23 protein-coding genes are annotated in these 20,628 nt (G+C 69.8%); 2 read left to right on the top strand and 21 right to left on the bottom strand.

The genetic code is table 11. From position 1 onward, the window contains the following. Positions 1 to 6: 6 nt before the first annotated feature. Together LV75_RS29325 and LV75_RS29320 are read right to left on the bottom strand one after the other, a co-directional pair. Complete coding sequence (locus LV75_RS29325; RefSeq protein WP_253890584.1) at positions 7 to 1,119, bottom strand: DUF2332 domain-containing protein; 1,113 nt, start codon at positions 1,117 to 1,119, stop codon at positions 7 to 9. 42 nt (positions 1,120 to 1,161) lie between these two features. After that, on the bottom strand, positions 1,162 to 1,665 hold the full coding sequence (locus LV75_RS29320) for a MaoC family dehydratase (protein WP_253890674.1): 504 nt from the start codon (positions 1,663 to 1,665) through the stop codon (positions 1,162 to 1,164). Between the two features lie 386 nt (positions 1,666 to 2,051). On the opposite strand from LV75_RS29320, the gene LV75_RS29315 reads away from it, so the two are divergent. Further along, the gene (locus LV75_RS29315) at positions 2,052 to 3,134 is read left to right on the top strand and encodes a magnesium and cobalt transport protein CorA (protein ID WP_253890583.1); all 1,083 of its coding nucleotides are present in this window, start codon (positions 2,052 to 2,054) and stop codon (positions 3,132 to 3,134) included. Positions 3,135 to 3,305: 171 nt separating this feature from the next. On the opposite strand, the gene LV75_RS29310 is transcribed toward LV75_RS29315, so the two are convergent. The 6 genes from LV75_RS29310 to LV75_RS29285 all read right to left on the bottom strand — a co-directional run bounded on the left by LV75_RS29310 (position 3,306) and on the right by LV75_RS29285 (position 9,063). After that, the gene (locus tag LV75_RS29310; protein ID WP_253890582.1) at positions 3,306 to 4,145 is read right to left on the bottom strand and encodes an ESX secretion-associated protein EspG; all 840 of its coding nucleotides are present in this window, start codon (positions 4,143 to 4,145) and stop codon (positions 3,306 to 3,308) included. Beyond that, on the bottom strand, positions 4,142 to 4,471 hold the full coding sequence (locus LV75_RS29305; RefSeq protein WP_253890581.1) for a hypothetical protein: 330 nt from the start codon (positions 4,469 to 4,471) through the stop codon (positions 4,142 to 4,144). The genes LV75_RS29310 and LV75_RS29305 overlap by 4 nt, the downstream gene beginning before the upstream one ends. A gap of 19 nt (positions 4,472 to 4,490) precedes the next feature. Then, positions 4,491 to 5,858, bottom strand: coding sequence for a WXG100 family type VII secretion target (locus LV75_RS29300; RefSeq protein WP_253890580.1), 1,368 nt, complete (start codon positions 5,856 to 5,858; stop codon positions 4,491 to 4,493). A 136-nt stretch (positions 5,859 to 5,994) separates the two neighbouring features. Then, complete coding sequence (locus LV75_RS29295; protein ID WP_253890579.1) at positions 5,995 to 6,834, bottom strand: ESX secretion-associated protein EspG; 840 nt, start codon at positions 6,832 to 6,834, stop codon at positions 5,995 to 5,997. Further along, the gene (locus tag LV75_RS29290; protein WP_253890578.1) at positions 6,831 to 7,964 is read right to left on the bottom strand and encodes a hypothetical protein; all 1,134 of its coding nucleotides are present in this window, start codon (positions 7,962 to 7,964) and stop codon (positions 6,831 to 6,833) included. The genes LV75_RS29295 and LV75_RS29290 overlap by 4 nt, the downstream gene beginning before the upstream one ends. A gap of 19 nt (positions 7,965 to 7,983) precedes the next feature. After that, positions 7,984 to 9,063: a hypothetical protein gene (locus tag LV75_RS29285; protein ID WP_253890683.1), complete on the bottom strand. Its 1,080-nt coding sequence runs from the start codon at positions 9,061 to 9,063 to the stop codon at positions 7,984 to 7,986. Between the two features lie 441 nt (positions 9,064 to 9,504). On the opposite strand from LV75_RS29285, the gene LV75_RS29280 reads away from it, so the two are divergent. Then, positions 9,505 to 10,344: a chromosome partitioning protein ParB gene (locus LV75_RS29280; RefSeq protein ID WP_253890577.1), complete on the top strand. Its 840-nt coding sequence runs from the start codon at positions 9,505 to 9,507 to the stop codon at positions 10,342 to 10,344. Positions 10,345 to 10,347: 3 nt separating this feature from the next. On the opposite strand, the gene LV75_RS29275 is transcribed toward LV75_RS29280, so the two are convergent. From LV75_RS29275 to LV75_RS29215, 13 genes are all read right to left on the bottom strand, one after another. Further along, on the bottom strand, positions 10,348 to 11,355 hold the full coding sequence (locus LV75_RS29275) for a hypothetical protein (protein WP_253890576.1): 1,008 nt from the start codon (positions 11,353 to 11,355) through the stop codon (positions 10,348 to 10,350). Between the two features lie 105 nt (positions 11,356 to 11,460). Further along, complete coding sequence (locus LV75_RS29270) at positions 11,461 to 11,802, bottom strand: peptidase inhibitor family I36 protein (protein ID WP_253890575.1); 342 nt, start codon at positions 11,800 to 11,802, stop codon at positions 11,461 to 11,463. 108 nt (positions 11,803 to 11,910) lie between these two features. Beyond that, complete coding sequence (locus LV75_RS29265) at positions 11,911 to 13,092, bottom strand: ABC transporter ATP-binding protein (RefSeq protein ID WP_253890574.1); 1,182 nt, start codon at positions 13,090 to 13,092, stop codon at positions 11,911 to 11,913. Positions 13,093 to 13,095: 3 nt separating this feature from the next. After that, positions 13,096 to 13,929, bottom strand: a complete 834-nt coding sequence (locus tag LV75_RS29260; protein ID WP_253890573.1) for a carbohydrate ABC transporter permease — start codon at positions 13,927 to 13,929, stop codon at positions 13,096 to 13,098. Continuing rightward, positions 13,929 to 14,819 (bottom strand): carbohydrate ABC transporter permease, encoded by an 891-nt coding sequence (locus LV75_RS29255; protein WP_253890572.1) that lies wholly within the window; start codon positions 14,817 to 14,819, stop codon positions 13,929 to 13,931. Before LV75_RS29255 ends, LV75_RS29260 begins: the two co-directional genes overlap by 1 nt. Further along, positions 14,816 to 16,096 (bottom strand): ABC transporter substrate-binding protein, encoded by a 1,281-nt coding sequence (locus LV75_RS29250; RefSeq protein WP_253890571.1) that lies wholly within the window; start codon positions 16,094 to 16,096, stop codon positions 14,816 to 14,818. The genes LV75_RS29255 and LV75_RS29250 overlap by 4 nt, the downstream gene beginning before the upstream one ends. Positions 16,097 to 16,250: 154 nt before the next feature. After that, on the bottom strand, positions 16,251 to 16,778 hold the full coding sequence (locus LV75_RS29245; protein WP_253890570.1) for a YflT domain-containing protein: 528 nt from the start codon (positions 16,776 to 16,778) through the stop codon (positions 16,251 to 16,253). A gap of 72 nt (positions 16,779 to 16,850) precedes the next feature. Continuing rightward, positions 16,851 to 18,044 carry an acyl-CoA dehydrogenase family protein gene (locus LV75_RS29240; protein ID WP_253890569.1) on the bottom strand — a complete coding sequence of 398 codons (1,194 nt, stop codon included), beginning with the start codon at positions 18,042 to 18,044 and terminating at the stop codon, positions 16,851 to 16,853. Between the two features lie 140 nt (positions 18,045 to 18,184). Then, entirely contained in the window at positions 18,185 to 18,334 is a 150-nt protein-coding gene (locus tag LV75_RS29235) for a hypothetical protein (RefSeq protein WP_253890568.1), read from the bottom strand. Between the two features lie 160 nt (positions 18,335 to 18,494). Beyond that, positions 18,495 to 18,803, bottom strand: coding sequence for a hypothetical protein (locus LV75_RS29230; protein WP_253890567.1), 309 nt, complete (start codon positions 18,801 to 18,803; stop codon positions 18,495 to 18,497). Positions 18,804 to 18,861: 58 nt separating this feature from the next. Then, positions 18,862 to 19,296, bottom strand: a complete 435-nt coding sequence (locus LV75_RS29225; protein ID WP_253890566.1) for a DUF4276 family protein — start codon at positions 19,294 to 19,296, stop codon at positions 18,862 to 18,864. Between the two features lie 222 nt (positions 19,297 to 19,518). Next, a complete protein-coding gene (locus LV75_RS29220) occupies positions 19,519 to 20,415 on the bottom strand; it encodes an AAA family ATPase (protein WP_253890565.1) in 897 nt (298 codons plus the stop codon). Between the two features lie 17 nt (positions 20,416 to 20,432). Continuing rightward, complete coding sequence (locus LV75_RS29215; RefSeq protein ID WP_253890564.1) at positions 20,433 to 20,618, bottom strand: hypothetical protein; 186 nt, start codon at positions 20,616 to 20,618, stop codon at positions 20,433 to 20,435. Between the last annotated feature and the right edge of the window lie 10 nt (positions 20,619 to 20,628).

Below are 20,628 nucleotides of genomic sequence, written 5' to 3'. Positions count from 1 at the left end.
CGGGAATCAGACAAGCCACACCATGCGCTCACCGTGCATGGCGGCGCGGGCCAAAGCGGCAGAAGTCGGCACCCCGCCGTCCCACCTGGTGAGCCCCACAACGCTGAACGCCTGCTGCCCCTGAGCCGCGACGAGGTCCTCGCGGTCGGGCAGCACGTGCCGCAGTCCGACGGTGTAAACCTCGTCGCTGACCCACCACAGCGGTCGCGTTTCCGCCAGCGCTGCGACGGCGGCGACGAAGCTCGCGCGGTCGTCTTCGGTCAGGTACGGCAAGACGTGGCTGGTGATGACAACCAGCGGCACGGAGGACGGGATCAGCGCGGCGGCCTTGCCGAGATCGGCGATCGCGTCGCCTTCGACGAACTGGGGCGGGCTCTTGCGCTGCAGAGCGGCGGCGGTGCTGAACAGCCGCTGACGCTCAGGCTGATCGGCCCAGATACAAGCCTCTAGCCACGCAGCGGCGTCCTCGTCGGCTAGGTCTACCGGAGCCCGGTCTAGACCGACCCTGTCAGCCACGGCGAGCTTCTTCGGGATCGACGGCAGCGCCGCCTCTGGTCCCAACTCCAGCGCACAATGCAGCCCAAGCGGCGTCTTGGTAGGCCCAACAACGATCTGACCGGACTGCTCCGTTTGGTACCGGTAGCCGTAACGGTCGAGGTTGAGGAGAAGCCCTGCGGAGCAACCAACCTCGAGCAAGCCCACGGGGGCGCCAGCCTGCTTAGCGGCCAAGGACACCGCCGGGTACAGCAGAGCAGCGCGGCGCACCTCGTTGGTCTGCGTGGTGTGCGCGGCGACAAGAGCGCGGATCTTCTCCGCCCGCTCGACGACGAACTGCCGGAACAGCGGCCAGGTCGCGGCGTCCACGCCGTAGCTGCCACCCATGGACGGGTAGTAGTTGACCAGCTCGTGGAACGGCTCGGCCTGGACCGCCCGGTGGATCGCGGCGAACAGCAGGGTCGCGGTCTCGAACCCGGGCTGGGCGGCGGTCAGCGGGGCGGCGACGTCGTCGTCCTCGGCGGCCCGCTCGGCCAGGTGCTGGTAGAGCGGTGACACCCCGGCGGCCTCGACCTCGGCAAAGCGCCGCAACCGGTGCTTGACCTCCTCCAGCGACACGGTCACGGCTGTCCCTTCCGTCCGCCCGGGCTGTCCCCAACCCGGCAGTTAGGCCTTCGGTTCCGGTCGTCCCGGCTGCTCGCCCCCGCGCGCCTCACCGTAAGAGCGCTTGGGCACCATCACCTTCCGGCGGAAGATGCAGACGACCGTTCCGTCCTGCTTGTAGCCCCGTGTCTCGACATGCACAACCCCCCTGTCGTCTTTCGACTTGGAGGGCGTTTTGTCGAGTACCTCGGTCTCACCGTAGATGGTGTCACCGTGGAAGGTCGGCTTCACGTGCCGCAACGACTCGACCTCGAGGTTGGCGATGGCCTTTCCGGACACGTCCGGCACGGACATGCCCAGCAGCAGCGAGTAGACGTAGTTGCCCACCACGACGTTCTTGCCGAAGTCGGTGGTGTTCCCCGCGTAGTTCGCGTCCAGGTGCAGCGGGTGGTGGTTCATGGTGAGCAGGCAGAACAGGTGGTCGTCGTACTCGGTCACCGTCTTGCCCGGCCAGTGCTTGTACACCGCGCCGACCTCGAACTCCTCGTAGTACCGCCCGAACTGCACGTCGACCTCCCGCATGTGACCGGCCAGTAGGGGACCTGTGTACGGCGGCGGGCGCCGGGGTGCAACCGGTGTGTGAGGCAGGGCACCGCGTGTGAAACGCGTTCGGTTTTCCCGCCTGGTGGCCGGGTGCGCGGCGGCCGGGAGTACGCTGTCCTCCCGGCAGGCCCGCGCGTCACGCGCCAGACCGCCGCCGACCAGAGGAGGTGAGACGCATGGGCGACCCGAACGGTCATGAAACCGCGATCGGATCCAGTAGTCCCCGCGTCCCCTCCGGAGTTGCGCGCCACCACTGAGTGGTGTGCACCGCGTTACCGGCCGGGGCGCTCCGCCACCGGTCAGCCGATCGGCCAACCGGTTCGCCGCGTCCGCGCGTCGCTGGAGGTCTGATGCCCACCATCCCGTCGTTCGGCGGCCTGAGAGGTCGCGCGAACCGAGTCGCCCCGCCCGCCCCACCGATCCCGGTCCTGCTCTCGGCGTACGTCGTGGACTGCGGCGTGTACGTCGACGGGGTGCGGCTGCCCGGTCGGTGGACGCACATCGACGCCGTCGCCGAGGTCCGCCGCCGCGGCGAGGGCTTCGTCTGGATCGGCCTGCACGAACCCGACGAGCGCCAGATCCAGGGCGTCGCGCAGACTTTCGGGCTGCACGAGCTCGCGGTCGAGGACGCGGTCACCGCGCACCAGCGGCCCAAGCTGGAGCGCTACGACGACAACCTGTTCATGGTGCTCAAAACGGTCCGCTACGTCGAGCACGAGTCGCCGACCACGGCCAACGAGATCGTCGAGACCGGCGAGATCATGGCCTTCCTCGGCGCCGACTACGTGGTGACCGTGCGCCACGGCAAGCACTCCGGCCTGCACGAGCTGCGCTCGGGGTTGGAGAAGTCCCCGGAGCGGCTGCGCGGCGGGCCCGCCGCGGTGCTGCACGCGATCGCCGACCACGTGGTGGACACCTACCTCGCGGTCACCGACGCGTTCGAGAACGACATCGACCTGATCGAGAAGGCGGTCTTCGCGCCGCGCAGCCCGGTCAGCGCCGAGCAGATGTACCTGATGAAGCGGGAGATCCTGGAGCTGCGCCGCGCGGTCATGCCGCTGGCCAACCCGCTGCGCCGCCTCGCCGAGGGCTGCTCCCCGCTGGTCCCCGACACGATCCGCTCGTACTTCCGCGACGTCGACGACCACCTCACCACCGTGTCCGAGCGCGTCACCAGCTTCGACGAGCTGCTCACCACGCTCGTCGACGCGACCCTGGCCAAGATCACGCTGCAGCAGAACACCGACATGCGCAAGATCACCGCGTGGGCGGCGATCATCGCGGTGCCCACCATGGTGGTCGGCGTCTACGGCATGAACTTCGACCACATGCCCGAGACCCATTGGCGCTTCGGCTACCCGATGGTGATGGTCGTGATCTTCCTGGCCTGCATCGTGCTGTACCGCATCTTCCGCAAGAACCGCTGGCTCTAGCCCCCAGTCCGCCCCCTTTGACGGGAGGTTTCCCCATGGCCCGGCTGCTGACCAATGTGAAGTTCTGGCTCCTCGCGGTGATCGTCACCTGGATCACGGTGGTGACCGTGATCATCGCGGAAACCCCGACCTCGTAACGACCGCACCACGGTCCTCTGTGGACCAACCGCGCTACTGGCCCCGGGTGGTGTAGGCGAGCGAGCGCAGACCAGCCAGGAGGTCGTCCTGGCTCAGCGGGTTGACGCTGAGCCAGGAACCGTCCTCACCGGACACCGCGGCCAACCGGTACCGGCCGCGAGCGGTGTCCAGCCAGCGGATCTCCGCGCCGACCCGGCGCCACTGGTCCTCGGTGTCGTCGCGCACGGCGACGCCCGACTGGCCGTTGCCCAGCACCGGTTGCAGGTGCGCGACCATGCGCCGGGCGACCCGGTCGTCGATGCCGTGCGCGCGCAGCAGGTCGTCGATCTCGCCCTGCGACATCGGGTTCGGGCTGCCCGGCTGGTCCGGCTCCGGCAACCGCGACAGCATCACCGCGAACGCCTCTTCCAAGGGGCGCAACGGAAGGCTGAACGGCGCGGTGAGCGGGGCGTCGGCGCGCGGGATCATGCGGCTGACGCGACCGAGCGCCTCGTCGAGGGTGGCGGCCCACATCCGGATCAGGCCGTGGGGGTCGGCCTGGTCCTGGGTGAGCACGAGCGCCTCGTCCCGCACGACGAGCACGGCGATGCCGAGGGTGCCCGCAGGCCCGTTGACGACCACGTCGAGCACGCCGGTGCACGAGCGCAGCAGGTGGACGAACTCCTCGGCGACGTCGAGCGGGCCGTCCTCGTCGGCGAGGCCGCGCGCGGCGAGTTCCTCGGCGGCCGCCCGGTAGAGCGCGCCGCGTTCGTCCTCGGAGGTCGCGGTGGCCGGGACCTCGATCGGGAACGGGGGCTGGACCTCGGCGAACGCGCACAGCAGGTCCACCTCGACCGGGTGCAGCGCGACGCCGGGGACCGGCGGGGTGGTCACGGGGTGGTGAAGCGTTGCGCGGAGTTGTCGTCGCTGTCCTGGTAGGCGGCGGAGGAGCGCTCGGCGCTGGCGACGAACTCCTCCATGCGCTGCAGCGCCTCCTCCAGCTGACCCTTCAGCCCGGTCTCACCGGCCAGCCGCTCGGTGAACTTCTCCGCCAGCTCCTGGCCGACCGGGCTGGTGCCCAGCATCGGCAGGTACGCCGGGGTCGCCAGGTCGGCCACCTCGGCGAAGATCGAGTTCAGGTCCGCGCGGACCTCCTCGACCGCCGCGGCGAACTCGCGCACCTGCTCCGGGTCGACCTGCCACCCGCCGTTCTCGCTCATATCCGCTCCCTCAGTCCGCTCAGGCGCCGATGACCGGTGGTGCCGCGGTCAGGTCCGCCGTGGTGAACGGGTCCTCCTCGATCGGCACCCGCCGCTGGTGGGTGCCGTCCTCTTCCTTGTCCTTGGCGCTGCCGGGCATGCCGTACCCGCTGCCGGAGCGCCCGTGCGGGTCGTTGCCGAACGCGCCCGCCCGGCCGAACCGGCTGGCGCCACGGCTGCCGTCGCGACCGCGACCGCCACCGGGGCCACCCGCGCCGACACCGGCCGTGCCACGACCCGAACCGGAGCCACCGCGACCGCCGTCCGCGCCGCGGCCACCTGCACCGAAACCGGAGCCGAGGCCGGCGCGGCCCGAGCCGGAGCCGCCGTTGCGGCCGCTGGCGCCGAGACCGCCGGGCAGGAAGCCACCGTTGCCGAGGCCGATGGAGTTGGGGCCGCCGCCGACGTTGTTGCTGATGCCGCCGGGCAGGGAACCACCGTTGCCCATGCCGGTGAGGCCGCGCCAGTGGCTCTCCCAGCCCTTGTCGATGCCGGGGGCGAACGACGGCGTGGTGCCGATGTTGGGGCCACCGCCGAAGCTGGGGGGCGGGGCGGACGGGTCGGACGGGCCGCGGCCAGGACCACCGGGGACCGTCACGCCCGGGCCGGGGAGGCCGGGGCGCGGCGCCGGGGGCAGTGGGCGGTTCACGCCGGGGTCAACACCGTCGGCAGGCCTACCGAAGCGTGGGGTGGTGCCGTCGATGCCGAGCACCGCGGTCTCGAAGCGCTGCATCGTCTGGACTGCCTTGCGCTTCATCTTCTTCTTGTTGCTACCGAAGCCGAACGCGCTGGCGATGCCACCGATCGCGGCACCGAAGGCAGCGCCAACAGGGCCGCCGATCGCAAAACCCGCGGCGGCGCCACCACCGGCGGTCGCCAGGAACGGGCTGCTCGGGGAACCGCCGGGCATCGTGCTCTGCGCGGAGCGCAACGCGCCGCTGGCGTCCTGGATCGGGTCGGCCATCTGCGCGGCTGTGCCGCCGAGCTGCGACATCCACGCGGCGTTGCTCACCACGGTGCGCGAGGCGTCCTGCGAAGCGCCGCCGGACCAGAACTGCAGCAGCTTGGACATCGACCGGGAGAGGTCGCGCGAGGCTTCGGCGACCTTCTGGCCGTAGCGCGACCACTCGGTGGCCAGCATGTCCAGCTGCGCGGCGTTGGCGTGGTCGCCGACCATCCGCTGCAGCGACTTGAGCGAGTAGCCGTCCCAGTGCACGCCGCCGGTGACGTAGCTGTCCTCGGACTCGCGGCGCCGTCTGCGCTCCTGCTCGGCCGTCCGGCGCGCCTGCGCGGCGCGCTCAGCCTGCTCCGCCATCCGGCGCACCACGTCGTCGAGATCGGCGATCATGCCTGTGCCCCTCCCTCAACCGGCCAGTCCCGCGGTGCAACCGTAGCCGATTGGACCGACGTTCCGGGAATGTCCGCCATGGTCAGTACCCCCGTGGTCAGTGCCCGTCGTCAGTGCCCGTCGTCAGTGCCCGCGGTCAGTACCACAACCGGGCGGCCAAGGCCCGGACCCCGGTCCGCAGGTCCTCGCGGGTCAGCGGGTTGACGCTGACCCACCCCTCGGTGTCGGTGCCCAGCCGGAACCGGCCGCGGCCGGTGTCGAGCCAGCGCAGCTCGTCGCCGAGCCTGCCCCACTCGTCGGCGTAGCCGCGGCGCACCGCAGCGCCGACCTGACCGTTGCCCAGCACCGGGTGCAGGTGCGTGGTCATCCGCCGCGCGGTGGTCTCGTCGATGCCGCTGTCGCGCAGCAGCCGGTCCACGTCGTCCGCGTGCAATTTCCGCGGTTGCCCTGACTCGCCGATGGCGGCCTGGATGGACTTATAGGCACGATCCAACGCTCGCTGCGACAAGCTGAACGGCGCAGCCATCCCGGCACCGTGCTCAGGCACCAGGTCGGCCAGCCGCTCTATCGCGTCATAAAGCGACAGCACCTCCAAGTACACCCGCGCGCCGGGCAGGCCGATGTCCTGTCGGAGCAACAACGCGTCGTCGCGCTGAGCGAGGATGAGCGCGCCACGGCTCTGCCCGAGCCGCGCGATCATCAGGTCGAGGGTGCCCGCGCCGTTGCGCAGCAGGTGCACGAACTCAGCCGCCACACCACGCGGCCCGCGCCCGTCGGCCAGCCCGCGCCGCGACAGCTGCGCACGCGCGGTGGCGAAGGCGGCCGCGCGGTCCATCCCGCCACCGACCCGCAGCGGGAACGGCACCGCCACCTCGGCGAACGTGCACAGCAGGTCGACCTCGACCGGGTGCAGCGACGCCTCGCCGCCGTCGCGGTGGTCGGTGCCGAGCTCAAGGCCGGTGGACAGCTCCGTCACGTGGTCCCGCCAGTTGACTGGTCACGTCGGTTCATGTCCCCCCGGGCGGTCTCGTCGGCCTCGACATAGGAGTCGCGGACCCGCTCGGCGCTGAGGATGAACCCGTCCATCTTCCTGATGGCCTGGTCGAGCAGGGTGCGCAGCCCGTTCGGCCCGTTGAGCCGGTCGTCGAACTTCTTCGCCAGCTGCGTGCCGACGGGGCTGGTGCCCAGCTTGGGCTCCTTGCCCTCCATCCCCTTGACCTTCTCCTGCACCCCGTACAACCCGGTGCGGGCGGCCCGAACGGCCCGCTCGAACCCGGCGAGCTCCTCGGGGTCGATCTTCCAGTAGCCCTGCGTCGTGCCGTTGGTCGGTTGGACCGGGCCGGTCGCGGGGAGGGTCGTGGCGTCGGGCTTAGCGTTGCCGGAGGGGTGGGTGGCGTCCGCGGGACGGGTCATCCCGGGTTCCGCGTTCCCGGGGGTGCCCGTGTTGTTGCTGCCTGGACTGGGCGGCCGGGAGTCGGGGAACGGGGAGTTACCGCCGCCTTGCTGCGGTGGCGGTTTGCTGCCGTAGTCGGGGGTCGGCGCGGAACCGGAGGCGGGCGGAACCCCCGGCTTGTGGTGGTAGTCGCCGCCCTTGCCGGGCTTGGGGCTCCAGTGCGGGGCGGGCGGGACCGGGATGGGCTGGGGCGCCGGGGTGGGGTTGCCGGTGACCGGGCCACCCGGGACGGGCACCGGGACAGGAGCGGGTAACGGGTACGGCTGGGCGATCGCGCCGGGGATGTGGCCCGCGTCGGGGTCGACGGTGGGGAACCCAGATCCGGCACCCGCGAGGTTCGTGGCGTTGGACGGGTGGGTCGCGTACTGCGGAGCCGCCGGACCGGGCTGGTACTGCGGGACCGCGTCCGGCGCCACGGCGGGTGCGACCGGGACCGAGAACGGCGCGGCTTGGGCGAGCGGGCCGGGCCCCGGGACGGGGTCCGGCGTCGGCGGCAACGGGCTCGGCTCCGGGGTGGCCGCCGCCGGGGTGGCGTCGGTCTGCGGAGCCGGGGTGGCTACCGGGGGTGAGAGGGCGCCGATGACCGGCACCGAGACGGTGTTGCCGTCGGGAACCTGGTGGCTGCCGTCGGGGAACTGGTCGAACTCGCGCATCGTCGTGGTCTCCCTGGCCTCAGAGCCCGATCACCGGCGGCGAGGCCTTCTGGTCCAACAGGAACGGGTCTTCCCCGTCGTACGGGTAGCGCCTGCGGTGCTCGCCGCCTGCCTCTTGGCCGCCGCCCGCGCCCGCGCCACCCATCGGCATCCCGCCCATGCCCGCGCCCCCGGCCGCCGCGCCTGCCGCGACCGGCGCACCCGCACCGGCCAGAGCGGGACGCGGGTTGGTGCCGGTGACGGCTTCCGTCGCGCCGACCGCGCCCCCGGACTGCAACGGCGGTCGGGTCGTCTCCGCGCTCGGTGCGGCGCCGCCCGCGTAGCCGCCGCCACCCGAGTACCCGGTGCCGCTGTCGAAGCCCTGCGCCGCGGTGCTCGGGTCGGCCTTGGTCAGGTCGTCCCACCGCTTCGCCGGGTCGGTCGGGTACGGGGTCGGCGGGGTGGTGCCCGGCGGTGGGGTCGGTGGCGGGGTCGGCCCACCGGGGGCCAACTCCTCGCCATCACGGCGTTCTCTGAACTGGGGGATCTTCTCGTCGATGCTGATGACGGCGCCCTCGAAGCGGCGCATGGCCTCGACGGCGCGGGTCTTGAGCTGGTTGTGGTCCTTGCTGGAGCCGAACGCGCTCTCGGTACCGGCCGCGGTGCCGTTGATCGCGGCCACCAGTGGGCCGCCCGCGTGGTAGCCGCGCACGGCGCTGTCGGGCGCGAGTGCGGGCGGCACCGCCGGGTCCGCGGGCAGTTCGGGCATGGCGGCCTGCACGGCCGACAGCGCGTTGGCCGCCTCGTCGATCGACGGGCCGATCTCGTGCGCGGTGTGGCCGAGGTCGCTGACCCAGCGCGCGTTGAGGTCGACGTCCTCGCGGGCCTGCTCGGCCGCGCTGCCCGCCCAGAACTCCATCAACTGCGTCAGTGCGACCGAGAGCAGCTCGGCAGCGGCGACGACCTGGTCACCCGCGGTGCGCCAGTCGGTGGCGAGCTGCTGCAGCTGGGGTGCGCTCGCCTGGTCCTCCACCATCTTGATCAGTTGTTCCAGTGTGTAGTCCTCCCACTGGACCCCGCCCGTGACGTACTGGTCGTAACCCCGCTGTCCACTCACCATCACTCGCTCCCCTCGGTGGCTGACCGGACCACCGCTCCCCTCGGCCCCGTGGACGATCGCTTCCGACGATCACGCTATCCGGTTGGACGCGCGCCGGACACCGACAGTTCCCTTCTCACCACTCCTCGTTCCCGACACCGGTATCGATACCGGACGGGCACCAGGAGGTTGCCCCGTACGCGCGACTTCGTACCAGCCAAGCACGACAGCCCGACCACAGGTCACAGCCCCGGGCGTGACGCGGGCGCGAACGGTGGGTTACCAGGCGTTCACGTCGTGGACCCGCGCGTCACCCGTTCCCCCGGCGGCGGGCCGGAACCGGACCGCGGAGGCACACCCAGACGCGGTGCGCGCGCCGGGCGATTTCACCCGGCTGGCGCAGTGTGCGAGCGGCCGCCCGGCGGAGAAGACTGGGGGCATCCGCCGATCCCGGGAGCGATCATGCCGCGTGACACCGGATTCCCCGCGGCCGACGCGGAGTACGACTTCCTGCGGGCGCGCCGCGGCCAGGTGCTGGCCCGCCTCGGCGCGTGGCTGCGCCGCGAGCCCGACGACGTGAACATCATGCTGCCCTTCGACGAGGTGGTCGCCGTCCTCGGCCGGACCGGCGAACGGCGCCTGGGGCACCGGGTGGTCGACCTGGGGTCGATCGTGGGCAGCGTCGACCGCGGCCGCGAGTTCGACCGCCGGTTCCGCCCCACCTCGGCCCAGTCGCGGCAGCGCTGGGAACGCCTGGCCCAGGCCGCCCGCCGCGGCCAGTCGACCCCACCGGTCGACCTCTACCGCCTGGGCGAGCTCCACTTCGTCGTCGACGGCCACCGCCGGGTGTCGGTGGCGCACGCGCTCGGCCTGGGCACCATCGACGCGGTCGTCACCGAGATCACCACCCGGGTCCCCGCCGAGGGCATCCGCCTGCGCGGCGACCTGATCACCAAGGACTACCACCGGATCTTCCTCGACCGGGTCCCGCTCACCCCGGACCGCCGGGCGACGATCTCGCTGACCGACCCGTGGGACTACGCGGAACTGAGCGAGGCGGTCGAGGCGTGGGGCTACCGCCTGATGCAGGACGAACAGCGCTTCCTGGACCGCGCGACCGTGGCGAACCGCTGGCACGCCGAGGAGTTCACCCCCGTCGTGGAGATGGTCCGCCAAGCGGGCATAGCCACCAACCGCACCAACGCCGACGCCTACCTCTGGGCCGTGGGAGAGCGCTACCGCCTGATCCGCTCCCACCACTGGGACGACGCCGTCCTCACCACCCTCCGCACCCGCGGCTGACCGTCATTCGGTGGTGGCCGAGGGTTGGGCGCGTTGCACGACCTGGTCGGCGAAGTTGTCCAGTAGGCGGGTGCCCACTTGTTGGGAGTAGCCGAGGACCAAGGCGAACGCGATCAGGGACGCCTGGGTGGTGACGACGTCGTGGAGGAGGCCTGCGCGGAGGACCAGGACGCCCACCACGGCGAGGATCGAGCCCAGGAGGACTTTCACGATCGCTTGGTACGGGGTCAGGGTGTAGGGGACGACGCTGGGTTTGGTTCGCAGGAGCAGGACCACGACGGCGATCGAGGCGCCGAGCATCCCCATGAGTTGGAGCCACCACACGTCGCCGCTGGTCGGGTTCGGGCCGCCGGTGGGGCAGATGGTGTTGGCGCCGTTGACGAGGCAGAGCGGGAGCATCCGTTCGTGGTGGGCGGTCAGCCAGCCGACGGCGATGTTGATCGCGAGCAGCAGCAAGCCGAACAGGATGATGCGGTTGCGCAAGCTCCGCACCGCCGTGGCCGCGTCGTGGGATGACTGGTGCGCGCCGCGCAGGGCGGTGAGGACGACTTCCCGTTGCGCGGCAGCGGACAGACCGTCGAAGACGGCGGGCTCCAGCGCCTTCAGGCGCGGGTCCTTGCCGGGCAGCTTGCGCGACACCGTCGCGCGGATCGCGGGCATCCGACCGACCAGGTCCGGGCTGGAGGCGACCAGCACCTCATCGGCCAGGTGCACCGCGCGCCAAGCCCGTTCCAGGTTCACGCCGGAGTACCAGCGCGGCAGCGAACTCTTCAGCAGCACCGCCCGCGCGGCGATCCGCATGGCCGTGTGCACCGCGGTCGGGACACCGCCGTCCCGCTGGTCGATCTCGGCCTGCAACCGCTGCAACCGCTCGACCACCGACATCCGCCACGCCGACGCCGGGTGCCGGTCCTCGACCGGCACCGACCAATCCCGCTCATCCCCCTCCCGCACCGGATCGACACCGGACTCCTCGACCGCCGACGACCGCACTTCTGACACCACGCGCATCGCCCCCTGCCCAGGAAGGGATCACCGTCACTAGGCACGTCGACGCACAACGGCGGAACATAACCGCCGAACCCGAGCTGGAGCGATCACTGCCCGAAAGGGCAACTACGTCGGCCACACCTGGATCGCCCGGACGACGAACGGTGTCGCGGGTACATAGGTACCCAGCCCCGGATAGGTCACGAAGTCCGTCTCCGTCGCGCACTCCGCCGACTCGTAGACCGTCACATCCCGCCGCAGCAGGTTCGCCAGGGAGCGCGACTCCCGGCCCAGCACCACGCACTCCCCCTCGGCCGCCGACCCGACGCCGAACCTCCCCGACTCACCGCGGAACGCGAGACCGGCCCACAGGCACAGCTCACCCCGCTCGCACGCCACCGCCGCGCTCGCGGGCACCGCCAACCCGAGCACCGCGACCAACACCAGCACAACCGCCCTGAACAGCACCGAAACACCCCGATCCCCGCTGGGCGGCTCCCGGTGAGCCGCCCGACGGGGACCAAGGTGACAGAAAGCCCGGACCCGTGCGCGAAGTTGTGCACAGCCCCGATCGGGCTACTTGACGTGGGTCAGCGTTCGGCCGTCGCCCGGGTCGAACAGGTGCAGCTTGTCCGGGTCGAACCACACGTCGAGCTCGGCGCCCTCGTGGGCGGCGGAGGCGGCCGACAGGCGGGTCACGATCTGCGGTCCGCTGTCGGTCATCTCCGTCGAGCCGGTCTCGGCGGCCAGCGTGTCGAGCTCGGCCGAGGTCGCCGTCTCGCCCTCCACCAGGAAGTAGGCGAACTTGTCCGACCCCATCGACTCCAGCACCTCGACGGTCGCGGTGAACGTCACGCCCCGGGCGCGCTCGGTGTCGTCGAGCAGTTCAGCGTCCTCGAAGTGCTCCGGGCGCAACCCGACGATCACCTCCCGCGGCGCCTTGGCGGCCTCGGCCAGCCGCCGGATCCGGTCGGTCAGCGGGACCGCGCCCAGCGGGGTGTTCAACTGGCCGTCGGCCAGCGTCGCGGGCAGGAAGTTCATCGAGGGCGACCCGATGAACCCGGCGACGAACAGGTTCACCGGCTGGTCGTAGAGCGCCTGCGGTGACCCGATCTGCTGCACCAATCCGCCACGCATCACCACGACGCGGTCGCCGAGGGTCATCGCCTCGGTCTGGTCGTGGGTGACGTAGACCGTGGTGGTGCCCAGCCGCCGCTGCAGCTTGGCGACCGAGGTGCGCATCTGCACGCGCAGCTTGGCGTCCAGGTTGGACAGTGGCTCGTCCATCAGGAACGCCTTGGGGTCGCGCACGATCGCGCGCCCCATGGCCACCCGCTGGCGCTGCCCACCGGAGAGGTTGCCCGGCTTGCGGTCCAGGTGCTGCCCCAGGTCGAGGATGCGCGCGGCGTCCTCGACCTTGCGGTTGATGGTCTCCTTGTCCACGTGGGCCAGCCGGAGCGGGAAGGCCATGTTCTCCCGCACACTCATGTGCGGGTACAGCGCGTAGGACTGGAACACCATGGCGATGTCGCGGTCCTTGGGCGCCCGCTCGTTGACCCGCTGCCCGTCGATGCGCAGCTCGCCGTCGGTGATGTCCTCCAGCCCGGCGATCATGTTCAGCGTGGTGGACTTCCCGCAGCCGGACGGGCCGACCAGGATGATGAACTCGCCGTCGGCGATCGTGATGTCCACATCGGACACGGCGAGCGCGCCGTCGGGGTACCGCTTGGTGACCTTGTCCAGAACGATCTCAGCCATGACCTAGCCCTTCACCGCGCCCGAGGTCAGCCCCGCGACGATGCGGCGCTGGAAGAACAAGACGAACAGGATGATCGGCACCGTGATGACCACCGCCGCGGCGGACACGGTGCCGGTCGGGTCCTCGAACTGCGAGGACCCCTGGAAGAACGACAACGCGGCGGGCACGGTCCGCGACGAGGTCGTCGAGGTCAGCGAGATCGCGAACAGGAAGTCGTTCCAGCAGAAGATGAACACCAGGATGGCGGTGGTGAACACCCCCGGCGCGGCGAGCGGCGCGATGACCCGGCGGAACGCCTGCGCCGGGGTCGCCCCGTCCATCTTCGCCGCCTTCTCCAGCTCCCACGGGATCTCCCGGAAGAACGCCGAGAGCGTGTAGATCGCCAGCGGCAGCGCGAAGGTGATGTAGGGCAGGATCAGGCCGGGCCAGGTGTCGAACAGCCCGAGCGAGCGCTCCATCTCGAACAGCGGCGTGACCAGGGAGACCTGCGGGAACATCGCGATCAGCAGGGAAACGCCGACCAGCACCCGCTTGCCGGGGAAGTCCAGCCGGGCGATGGCGTAGGCGGCCATGGTGCCCAGCACGACCGCGATCAGGGTCGCGATCACCGCGATGCCCACTGAGTTCAGCAGTGCGCGCAGGAACTGGTTGGTGGTGAAGATGTCGGCGTAGTTCTGCCAGGTCCACTCACGCGGGATGAAGTTCTTGTCGGCCAGGGTCTCCTTGGTCTTGAACGACAGCGAGACGATCCACAGCACCGGAACCAGTGCGTAGACCAGCACGACGACGTCGATCAGCGCCCAGCGGGCCTTGGCGCCGCTCTGGCTGGTGGCCATCAGCGCTTCCCCCCGTCGTTGCCGGGCGCCGCGGCGCCGAAGACCTTCACGAACAAGAACGCGATGGCGGCCACGGCGATGAAGATGAGCACCGACATGGTCGACCCGATGCCCAGGTTCAGGCCGCGGATCAGGTTGTTGTAGGTCTGCATGGACACCGAGCCGGTCTGTTGAGCGCCGCTGGTGAGCACGAAGATGTTGTCGAAGATGCGGAACGCATCCAGGGTGCGGAACAGCAGCGCCACCAGGATCGCGGGCTTCATCACCGGCAACATCACCTTGGTGAACCGCTGCCACGGCCCGGCGCCGTCCATCGACGCGGCCTTGAGCAGGTCCTCCGGCACCAGCGCAAGCCCGGCCATCAGCAGCAAAGCCATGAACGGCACGGTTTTCCAGACCTCGGCCAGGACGATGATCCCCAGCGCCGACGCCCGCTGGGTCAGCGGCGCGGCGTCGGGGGCGAACAGCTGGGCGAGGTAGCCGGTGTTGTCGTCCCAGGCGTAGCGCCAGGAGAACGCGGCCACCACGGTCACGATGCCGTACGGGATCAGCGCGACCGTCCTGATCAGACCGCGCGCGACCAGGGTGCGGTGCATGACCAGGGCCAGCGCCATGCCCAGCACCAACTCGATGACCACCGAGATGACGGTGATCAGGGTGGTGACCCCGAACGCGCTCCACCAGTAGGAGTTGGTCAGCACGGTGACGTAGTTCTCGAGCCCGACGAACTCGCGCTCGGCGGGGAAGCGCAGGTCGTAGCGCTGCAGCGACAGCCAGACCGAGTAGATGATCGGGTAGGCGGTCACCGCGACCATGACGAGCGCGGCGGGCGCGCACAGCCACAACCCGAGCCTGCGCTCGGCCTTCTTGCCCTCGGTGATGGCCTTCACGGCAGCACTCCCTTCGAGTCGAGGGCGTCCTGCAACTCCGTGCGCAACCGCTCGGCCGTGGCCTTCGGGTCGATGGCGGCGGGCGGGGAGAGGATGGTGGAGATCAGCGTGGAGACGTTCTGGTACGCCGGGGTGATCGGGCGGACCGCCGGGTTCTTCAGCTCGTCGAGGATGGTCTCGCGCATCGGGTACGGCTCGGCCATCTCCGGGTCGTCGTAGACCGACTCGATGGTCGGCGGCACACCGGAGTTGATCGCCGAGAACTTCTGGCTTTCCGCGCTGCGCAAGCACTTCGCCGCCTCAAACGCTTCCGGCTTGTGCTGCGAGTACGAACTGATCGCGAGGTTGAACCCGCCGAGGGTGGCGGTGCCGGTTTTGCTCGCGTCGATCGCCGGGTAGGGCGCCCACTTGAACACCTTGGCCAGCTCCGGGTTCGACTTGGCCATCGAGGCGTAGACGAACGGCCAGTTCAACTGGAACGCCGCGCTCTTGCCGGACTCGAACTCCTGGCGGATGTTGTCCTCTTTGGCGTTGGACAGCGACGGGCTGGACGCGGGCGAGTTCGCCAAGTCCCGCAACGCTTCCAGCGCCTTGACCGCGCCGTCGTCGACGACGGCGCGGGTGCTGTCGTCGGAGAGGATCTTGCCGCCCGCGCCCGCGGTGAGGGTGGCGAACTGCACGACCAGGCCCTCGTACTGGGCGCCGGTCATCAGGATGCCGCCCGGCTTGCCGTCCGCCTTGAGCCGCTTCGCCTGCTCCAGCATCTCGCCCCACGACTTGGGCGGGGTCGGCACGAGATCGCTGCGGTACCACAGGAGTTGCACGTTGGTGTTCTTCGGCGCGGCGTAGAGCTTGTCCTCCCACCGCGCGGTGGCCAGCGGTCCGGCGAGGGTGCCCGCCTCGACGTCGGTCTTGTCCTGGCCGGTCCACTCGGTGATCCAGCCCGCCTCGGCGAACTCGGCGACCCAGGTGACGTCCAGGCCGAGCACATCCATGTCGGTGTCGCCCGCGGCCAACCGGCGCACCATCTGCTCGCGCTGGTCGTCCGCCCCGCGCGGCAACACGTTGAGGGCGATGGTGTAGCGCCCCGCGGCCGCGTCGTTGCACTCGGCGACGACCTTGTCGAAGTTCTCCTCCGTGGAGTAGTAGACGTTGACGGTGATCCCGCCGCCGTCCGAACCACATGCCGCCACCAACGGGCTAGCGATGACCATGGCGCACAGCGCCACTCGCAGGCGTCGTCCTCGGCGGCCGGGTATCCGATGAGCACGCCCCATCGTCCGACCTCCTTCCGACGGGGCACACCGAGGAGGTCGAACCGCTGAGCTGGCACCTCGACGCGCGCCGTCACGCGGGTAGCTCGGTACCCGCGACCGGGTCACCTGAAACTAAGTCCGGTGATCACGGCCCGCAATTCGACGCGCGAACGGCCTAACCCACGCCGCCGTTCGGTCGCATCGACAGCTTCGCCAGCAGGTCGCGGCCGCGTTCGGCGTTGCGCGGCTGGGCGAGCACGTCGTAGCGCCCGGCGACCAACTGGGTGGCCGAGGCGATCTCCCGACCGCGGCCGCGGGTGCTGGCGTACCCGGCTGCGGCGAACACGACGCCGAAGACCACGCCGATGCCGAGACCGACCAGGATCGGGCCGAAGGAGGCCTCCTGCTGGTTGAACAGGCCGAGCAGCAGCCCGACGAACAGGCCGAACCAGGCGCCGGAGAGCGCGCCGGTGCCCAGCACCTTGGGCCAGCTCAGCTTCCCGATGACGCGCTCGACGAGCATCAGGTCCACCCCGACGATGGTCACCTCCTCGACGGGGAACTCACTCGTGGCCAGGTGCTCCACCGCGCGGTGGGCTTCTTGGTAGGTGTCGTAGGACCCGATCGGCCAGCCACTCGGCGGAGTCGGGACCTTGGGCAGACCCTGGTTCGTTCGTCCAGGGCCGGAGAACGCACCGGTCATTGCACCATCCTGCCAACCAGTCCCCTGCCGTGCTAATCCGACTCGTCCGCTTCGGGCGGAACCCGGGCTCGCTCAGCGCGCTCGATACTCCCGCAGCAGGCCGCGCGAGATGATCGTCTTCTGGATCTCGCTGGTGCCCTCGCCGATCAGCAGGAACGGCGCCTCGCGCATCAGCCGCTCGATCTCGTACTCCTTGGAGTAGCCGTAGCCGCCGTGGATGCGGAACGACTCCTGGGTCACCTCGGCGCAGTACTCGCTGGCCAGCAGCTTCGCCATGCCCGCCTCGACGTCGTTGCGCTGCCCGGAGTCCTTGAGCCGCGCGGCGTTGACCATCATCAGGTGCGCGGCCTCGACCTTGGTGGCCATCTCGGCGAGCTTGAAGGCGATCGCCTGGTGCTCGGCGATGGCCTTGCCGAAGGTGCGCCGCTGCTGGGCGTAGTCGACGGCGAGCTCGAACGCCCGGATCGCGATGCCGCAGGCCCGCGCCGCCACGTTGACCCGACCGACCTCGACGCCGTCCATCATGTGCGCGAACCCCTTGCCCGGCACCTCGCCGAGGACCTTGTCCGCGCCGATCCGGTAGCCGTCGAACACCGCCTCGGTGGTGTCGACGCCCTTGTAGCCCATCTTCTCGATCTTGCCGGGGATGGTCAGGCCGGGCGCGACCTCGCCGAAGCCCTCCGGCTTGTCGACCAGGAACGCGGTCAGGTTCTGGTGCGGCTTCTCGGCCCCCTCGTCGGTGCGGACCAGCAGGGCGATGAGGTTGGAGCTACCGCCGTTGGTGAGCCACATCTTGGCGCCATCGACGGTGTAGGTGTCCCCGTCGCGCTTGGCCCTGGTCTTGATCGCAGCGACGTCGGACCCGAGGTCGGGCTCGGACATGGAGAAGGAGCCGCGGATCTCGCCGGTGGCCATCTTGGGCAGGTAGTGCCGCTTCTGCGCGTCGGTGCCGTGCTGCTTGACCATGTGCGCGACGATGAAGTGGGTGTTGATCACGCCGGACACGCTCATCCAGCCGCGGGCGATCTGCTCCACGACCAGCGCGTAGGTCAGCAGCGACTCGCCGAGGCCGCCGTACTCCTCTGGGATGGTCAGGCCGAACAGGCCCATCTCGCGCATCCCGGCGACGATGTCGGCCGGGTAGGCGTCGGCGTGCTCCAGGGCCTGCGCGTGCGGGATGATCTCCTTGTCCACGAAGGCCTTGACCGTGGCCAGGATCTCCCGCTGGATGTCGGTCAGTCCGGCGGTCTGCGCGAGGCGGGCCATGCGAGCTCCCTTGTCCCGGGGTTGTTACCGGCCAGTATGTCGCGGTTAACGCCCGTTCGCGCCACCGAAGTGCGCCACACCACGTGCGACGGCCCGGACATCTGGCGATGCCCGGGCCGTTGGTGGTCTTCTGGGGTCGTTCAGCCTGCGCGCAGCTCCAAGGCCGTTCCGCAGTCCTTGCAGTCCTCGGCGAGGACGTAGACGTCGGCTCCGCAGTCGGTGCAGGAGCGGAAGCTGCGGTCGAACAGGTCATCCCGCTGCCTGCCGCGCCCGCCGAAGAAGCTCAGCACGCCACGCGACTCTGAAGGAAGGCTGTGTCTACCCATGCCGTCTAGGGCACCCCAGCCCCATGGTCACGAGCAAGTCTCAGCCGTGATCTGTGCGTTATGTCACGGCAACCTTCAGCGTTTCGTAACGCCTGCGACCTGCGACATGTTCGGAGCGTGAACATCACGCCCCGGTCACCTCACTGCCTTTACCGTCGAACCGAGCCGCCAACTCGAGGACGAACACCCGGAAGAAGTCGTCCCCGGTGACGCCATCCACCCGCACGAGGTACCCGCCCTCCGGCTGCCGAAACACCAGCCGCCGCTGCACCCGGCGCAACACCCTCGGCTTGAACTCACGCGCCACCGCCCAAGCCAACTCCCGCGCAGCGGCCAACTCACCCGCCTCATGCACCTCGACGATGTCCCCGGGCTCCCCAACCCGCTCGACCACAACCCACCACTCACCGCTCCCGGCAGGCACCTCGCTCATGCCCGCACTCTGGCAGGCGGGCACCGCACCCCGAGCCCAGTTCACTGAACATTCGCCCTCAGGCATCGAGCCCAAGCAACCAGTCGTGCACGTGCGGACACTGAGCGCGCAGACCATCCACGCCGAGCTCAGCGACGGCCAGCGGCCCCTCGACCGTCTTCATGTAGTCGCGGCAGTAGGCCAGCAGACGTTTCGACGGTGCCGTGGAGAGACCGTCATTGACCAGTTCGGGCCCACCCGCGCGACGGGTGTCCTCGGTCAGCCGGTCAGCCAGAGTTTGATCATTGCGCAGCCTGCCCAGGCTGTCGGCGGCCGCGAACACCCAGGCCTCGAACTCGTGCAAGACGAGATTCGGCCGGAAGCGACCGTCACCGACCTCCCGCGCCAGCGCCGCCTCAACGTGTGCGACCCGCTCGTACGGGTCCCGCGACGGCAAGTCGGCCACGCCGGGGCAGTCCTCTGGCAGACCGTAGTAGTCGATGAGGGTCGTCAAGACTTCGAGGCTCGAGTCCCCAACAGGAGTCGGATCTCCCGCTTCAACTTGGCCCATGTCGCCACTCCGCCCCGGTTCGACGGGCCGCTGACGACCCGGCGGGTGGCGATGATCGAGAAGGTGACCGCCCACCCAGCCTGCTCGAGGTGTGGCTTCAGAACCTCCGTTACCGCCGCTTCCTCGGTGTACCCCTCCACAAGCAGATGCAGGCGGCGGAGACGGTCAGACATACGGGCTGCTCCCGGCGGAACCTGGCCTGCCGCCGAGCACGTTCTTCTCCCAGAGTTCCCCCAAGGAGTATTCCTCCAACCAAGCGGCCAAGTGCTCGGCGTCTGGCCGAGAGAACGTCGAGCCGCCACCGGCGCGCTCAACAACGATGATGTCCCGCAGTTCGAACTGGTTCATCAGAGTGACCGACTGGGTGGCGAGCAGTACTTGAGCACGGGCGCCTGCTTGTCTCAGGAGCGCCGCGAGTTGCACGATCGCGAACGGGTGCAGCCCCAGTTCCGGCTCATCGAGGACGACCACATTCGGCAAGTCAGGCTGCAGCAGCAATGTCGCCAGGCAGACGAAGCGGAGGGTGCCATCGGACATCTGGTTGGCGGAGAACACCACATCGGAGCCCTCTTGCCGCCACCTCAGCCGCACTCGATCGTCACCCTCCGACTGGAGGACGAAGTCCCGGAAGAAGGGCGCCACCTGTCGAACAACAGCCACGATACGCCGATAGGCGGAATCGTCATCGGAGTCACGCATGGCCAGTAGCACGGCCGCCAGGTTCTCGGCATCCGCCCGCAGAGTTATGTTGTCAGCAGCGGGTGAGAACTGCTTGACCGGGGAGTTTCGACTCGTGTCGTGGAAGTGAAAGACCCGACAGCCGCGAAGCAGCGTTGCTACCTTGTTCACCCATTCGACATGAGAACCGCGTTCGGACAGCGATGCAAACCTGCTCTCTCGCCCTCCTCGTTCAAACGCGATCGACTCGTCGGGCAGACCAGCGATCTCCGAGCCGAATACCAGCTCGTCATTCGCCGCAGGCAACAAGGCCGCCTCATAGCTGTACCCATCGCCCCGAATCGCCAGCCTTATCTGCCGCGCGGGCGCGAGTCGATTCAGCAATGCCGACGCGCCGCCGTTCAGTCCGACGTGCAGGCCCAGATCGCCCTCGACAATCTTTCCCAGGAGTTCGAAGACCTGGAGAGATTGCTCTTGCCCGCGCCGTTGGCGCCGATGAACACGTTGACCGCGCCCAGGCGGACGGTCGCCTGCGAGATCGAGGTGAAGCCTTCAACCTCGATCTCACGCACAGCGTCGGCGGACACAGGGCGAACT

The organism is Actinokineospora diospyrosa, from assembly GCF_024171925.1.
Taxonomy (GTDB): domain Bacteria; phylum Actinomycetota; class Actinomycetes; order Mycobacteriales; family Pseudonocardiaceae; genus Actinokineospora; species Actinokineospora diospyrosa.
This window is presented reverse-complemented; position numbering and strand designations above follow the sequence as displayed.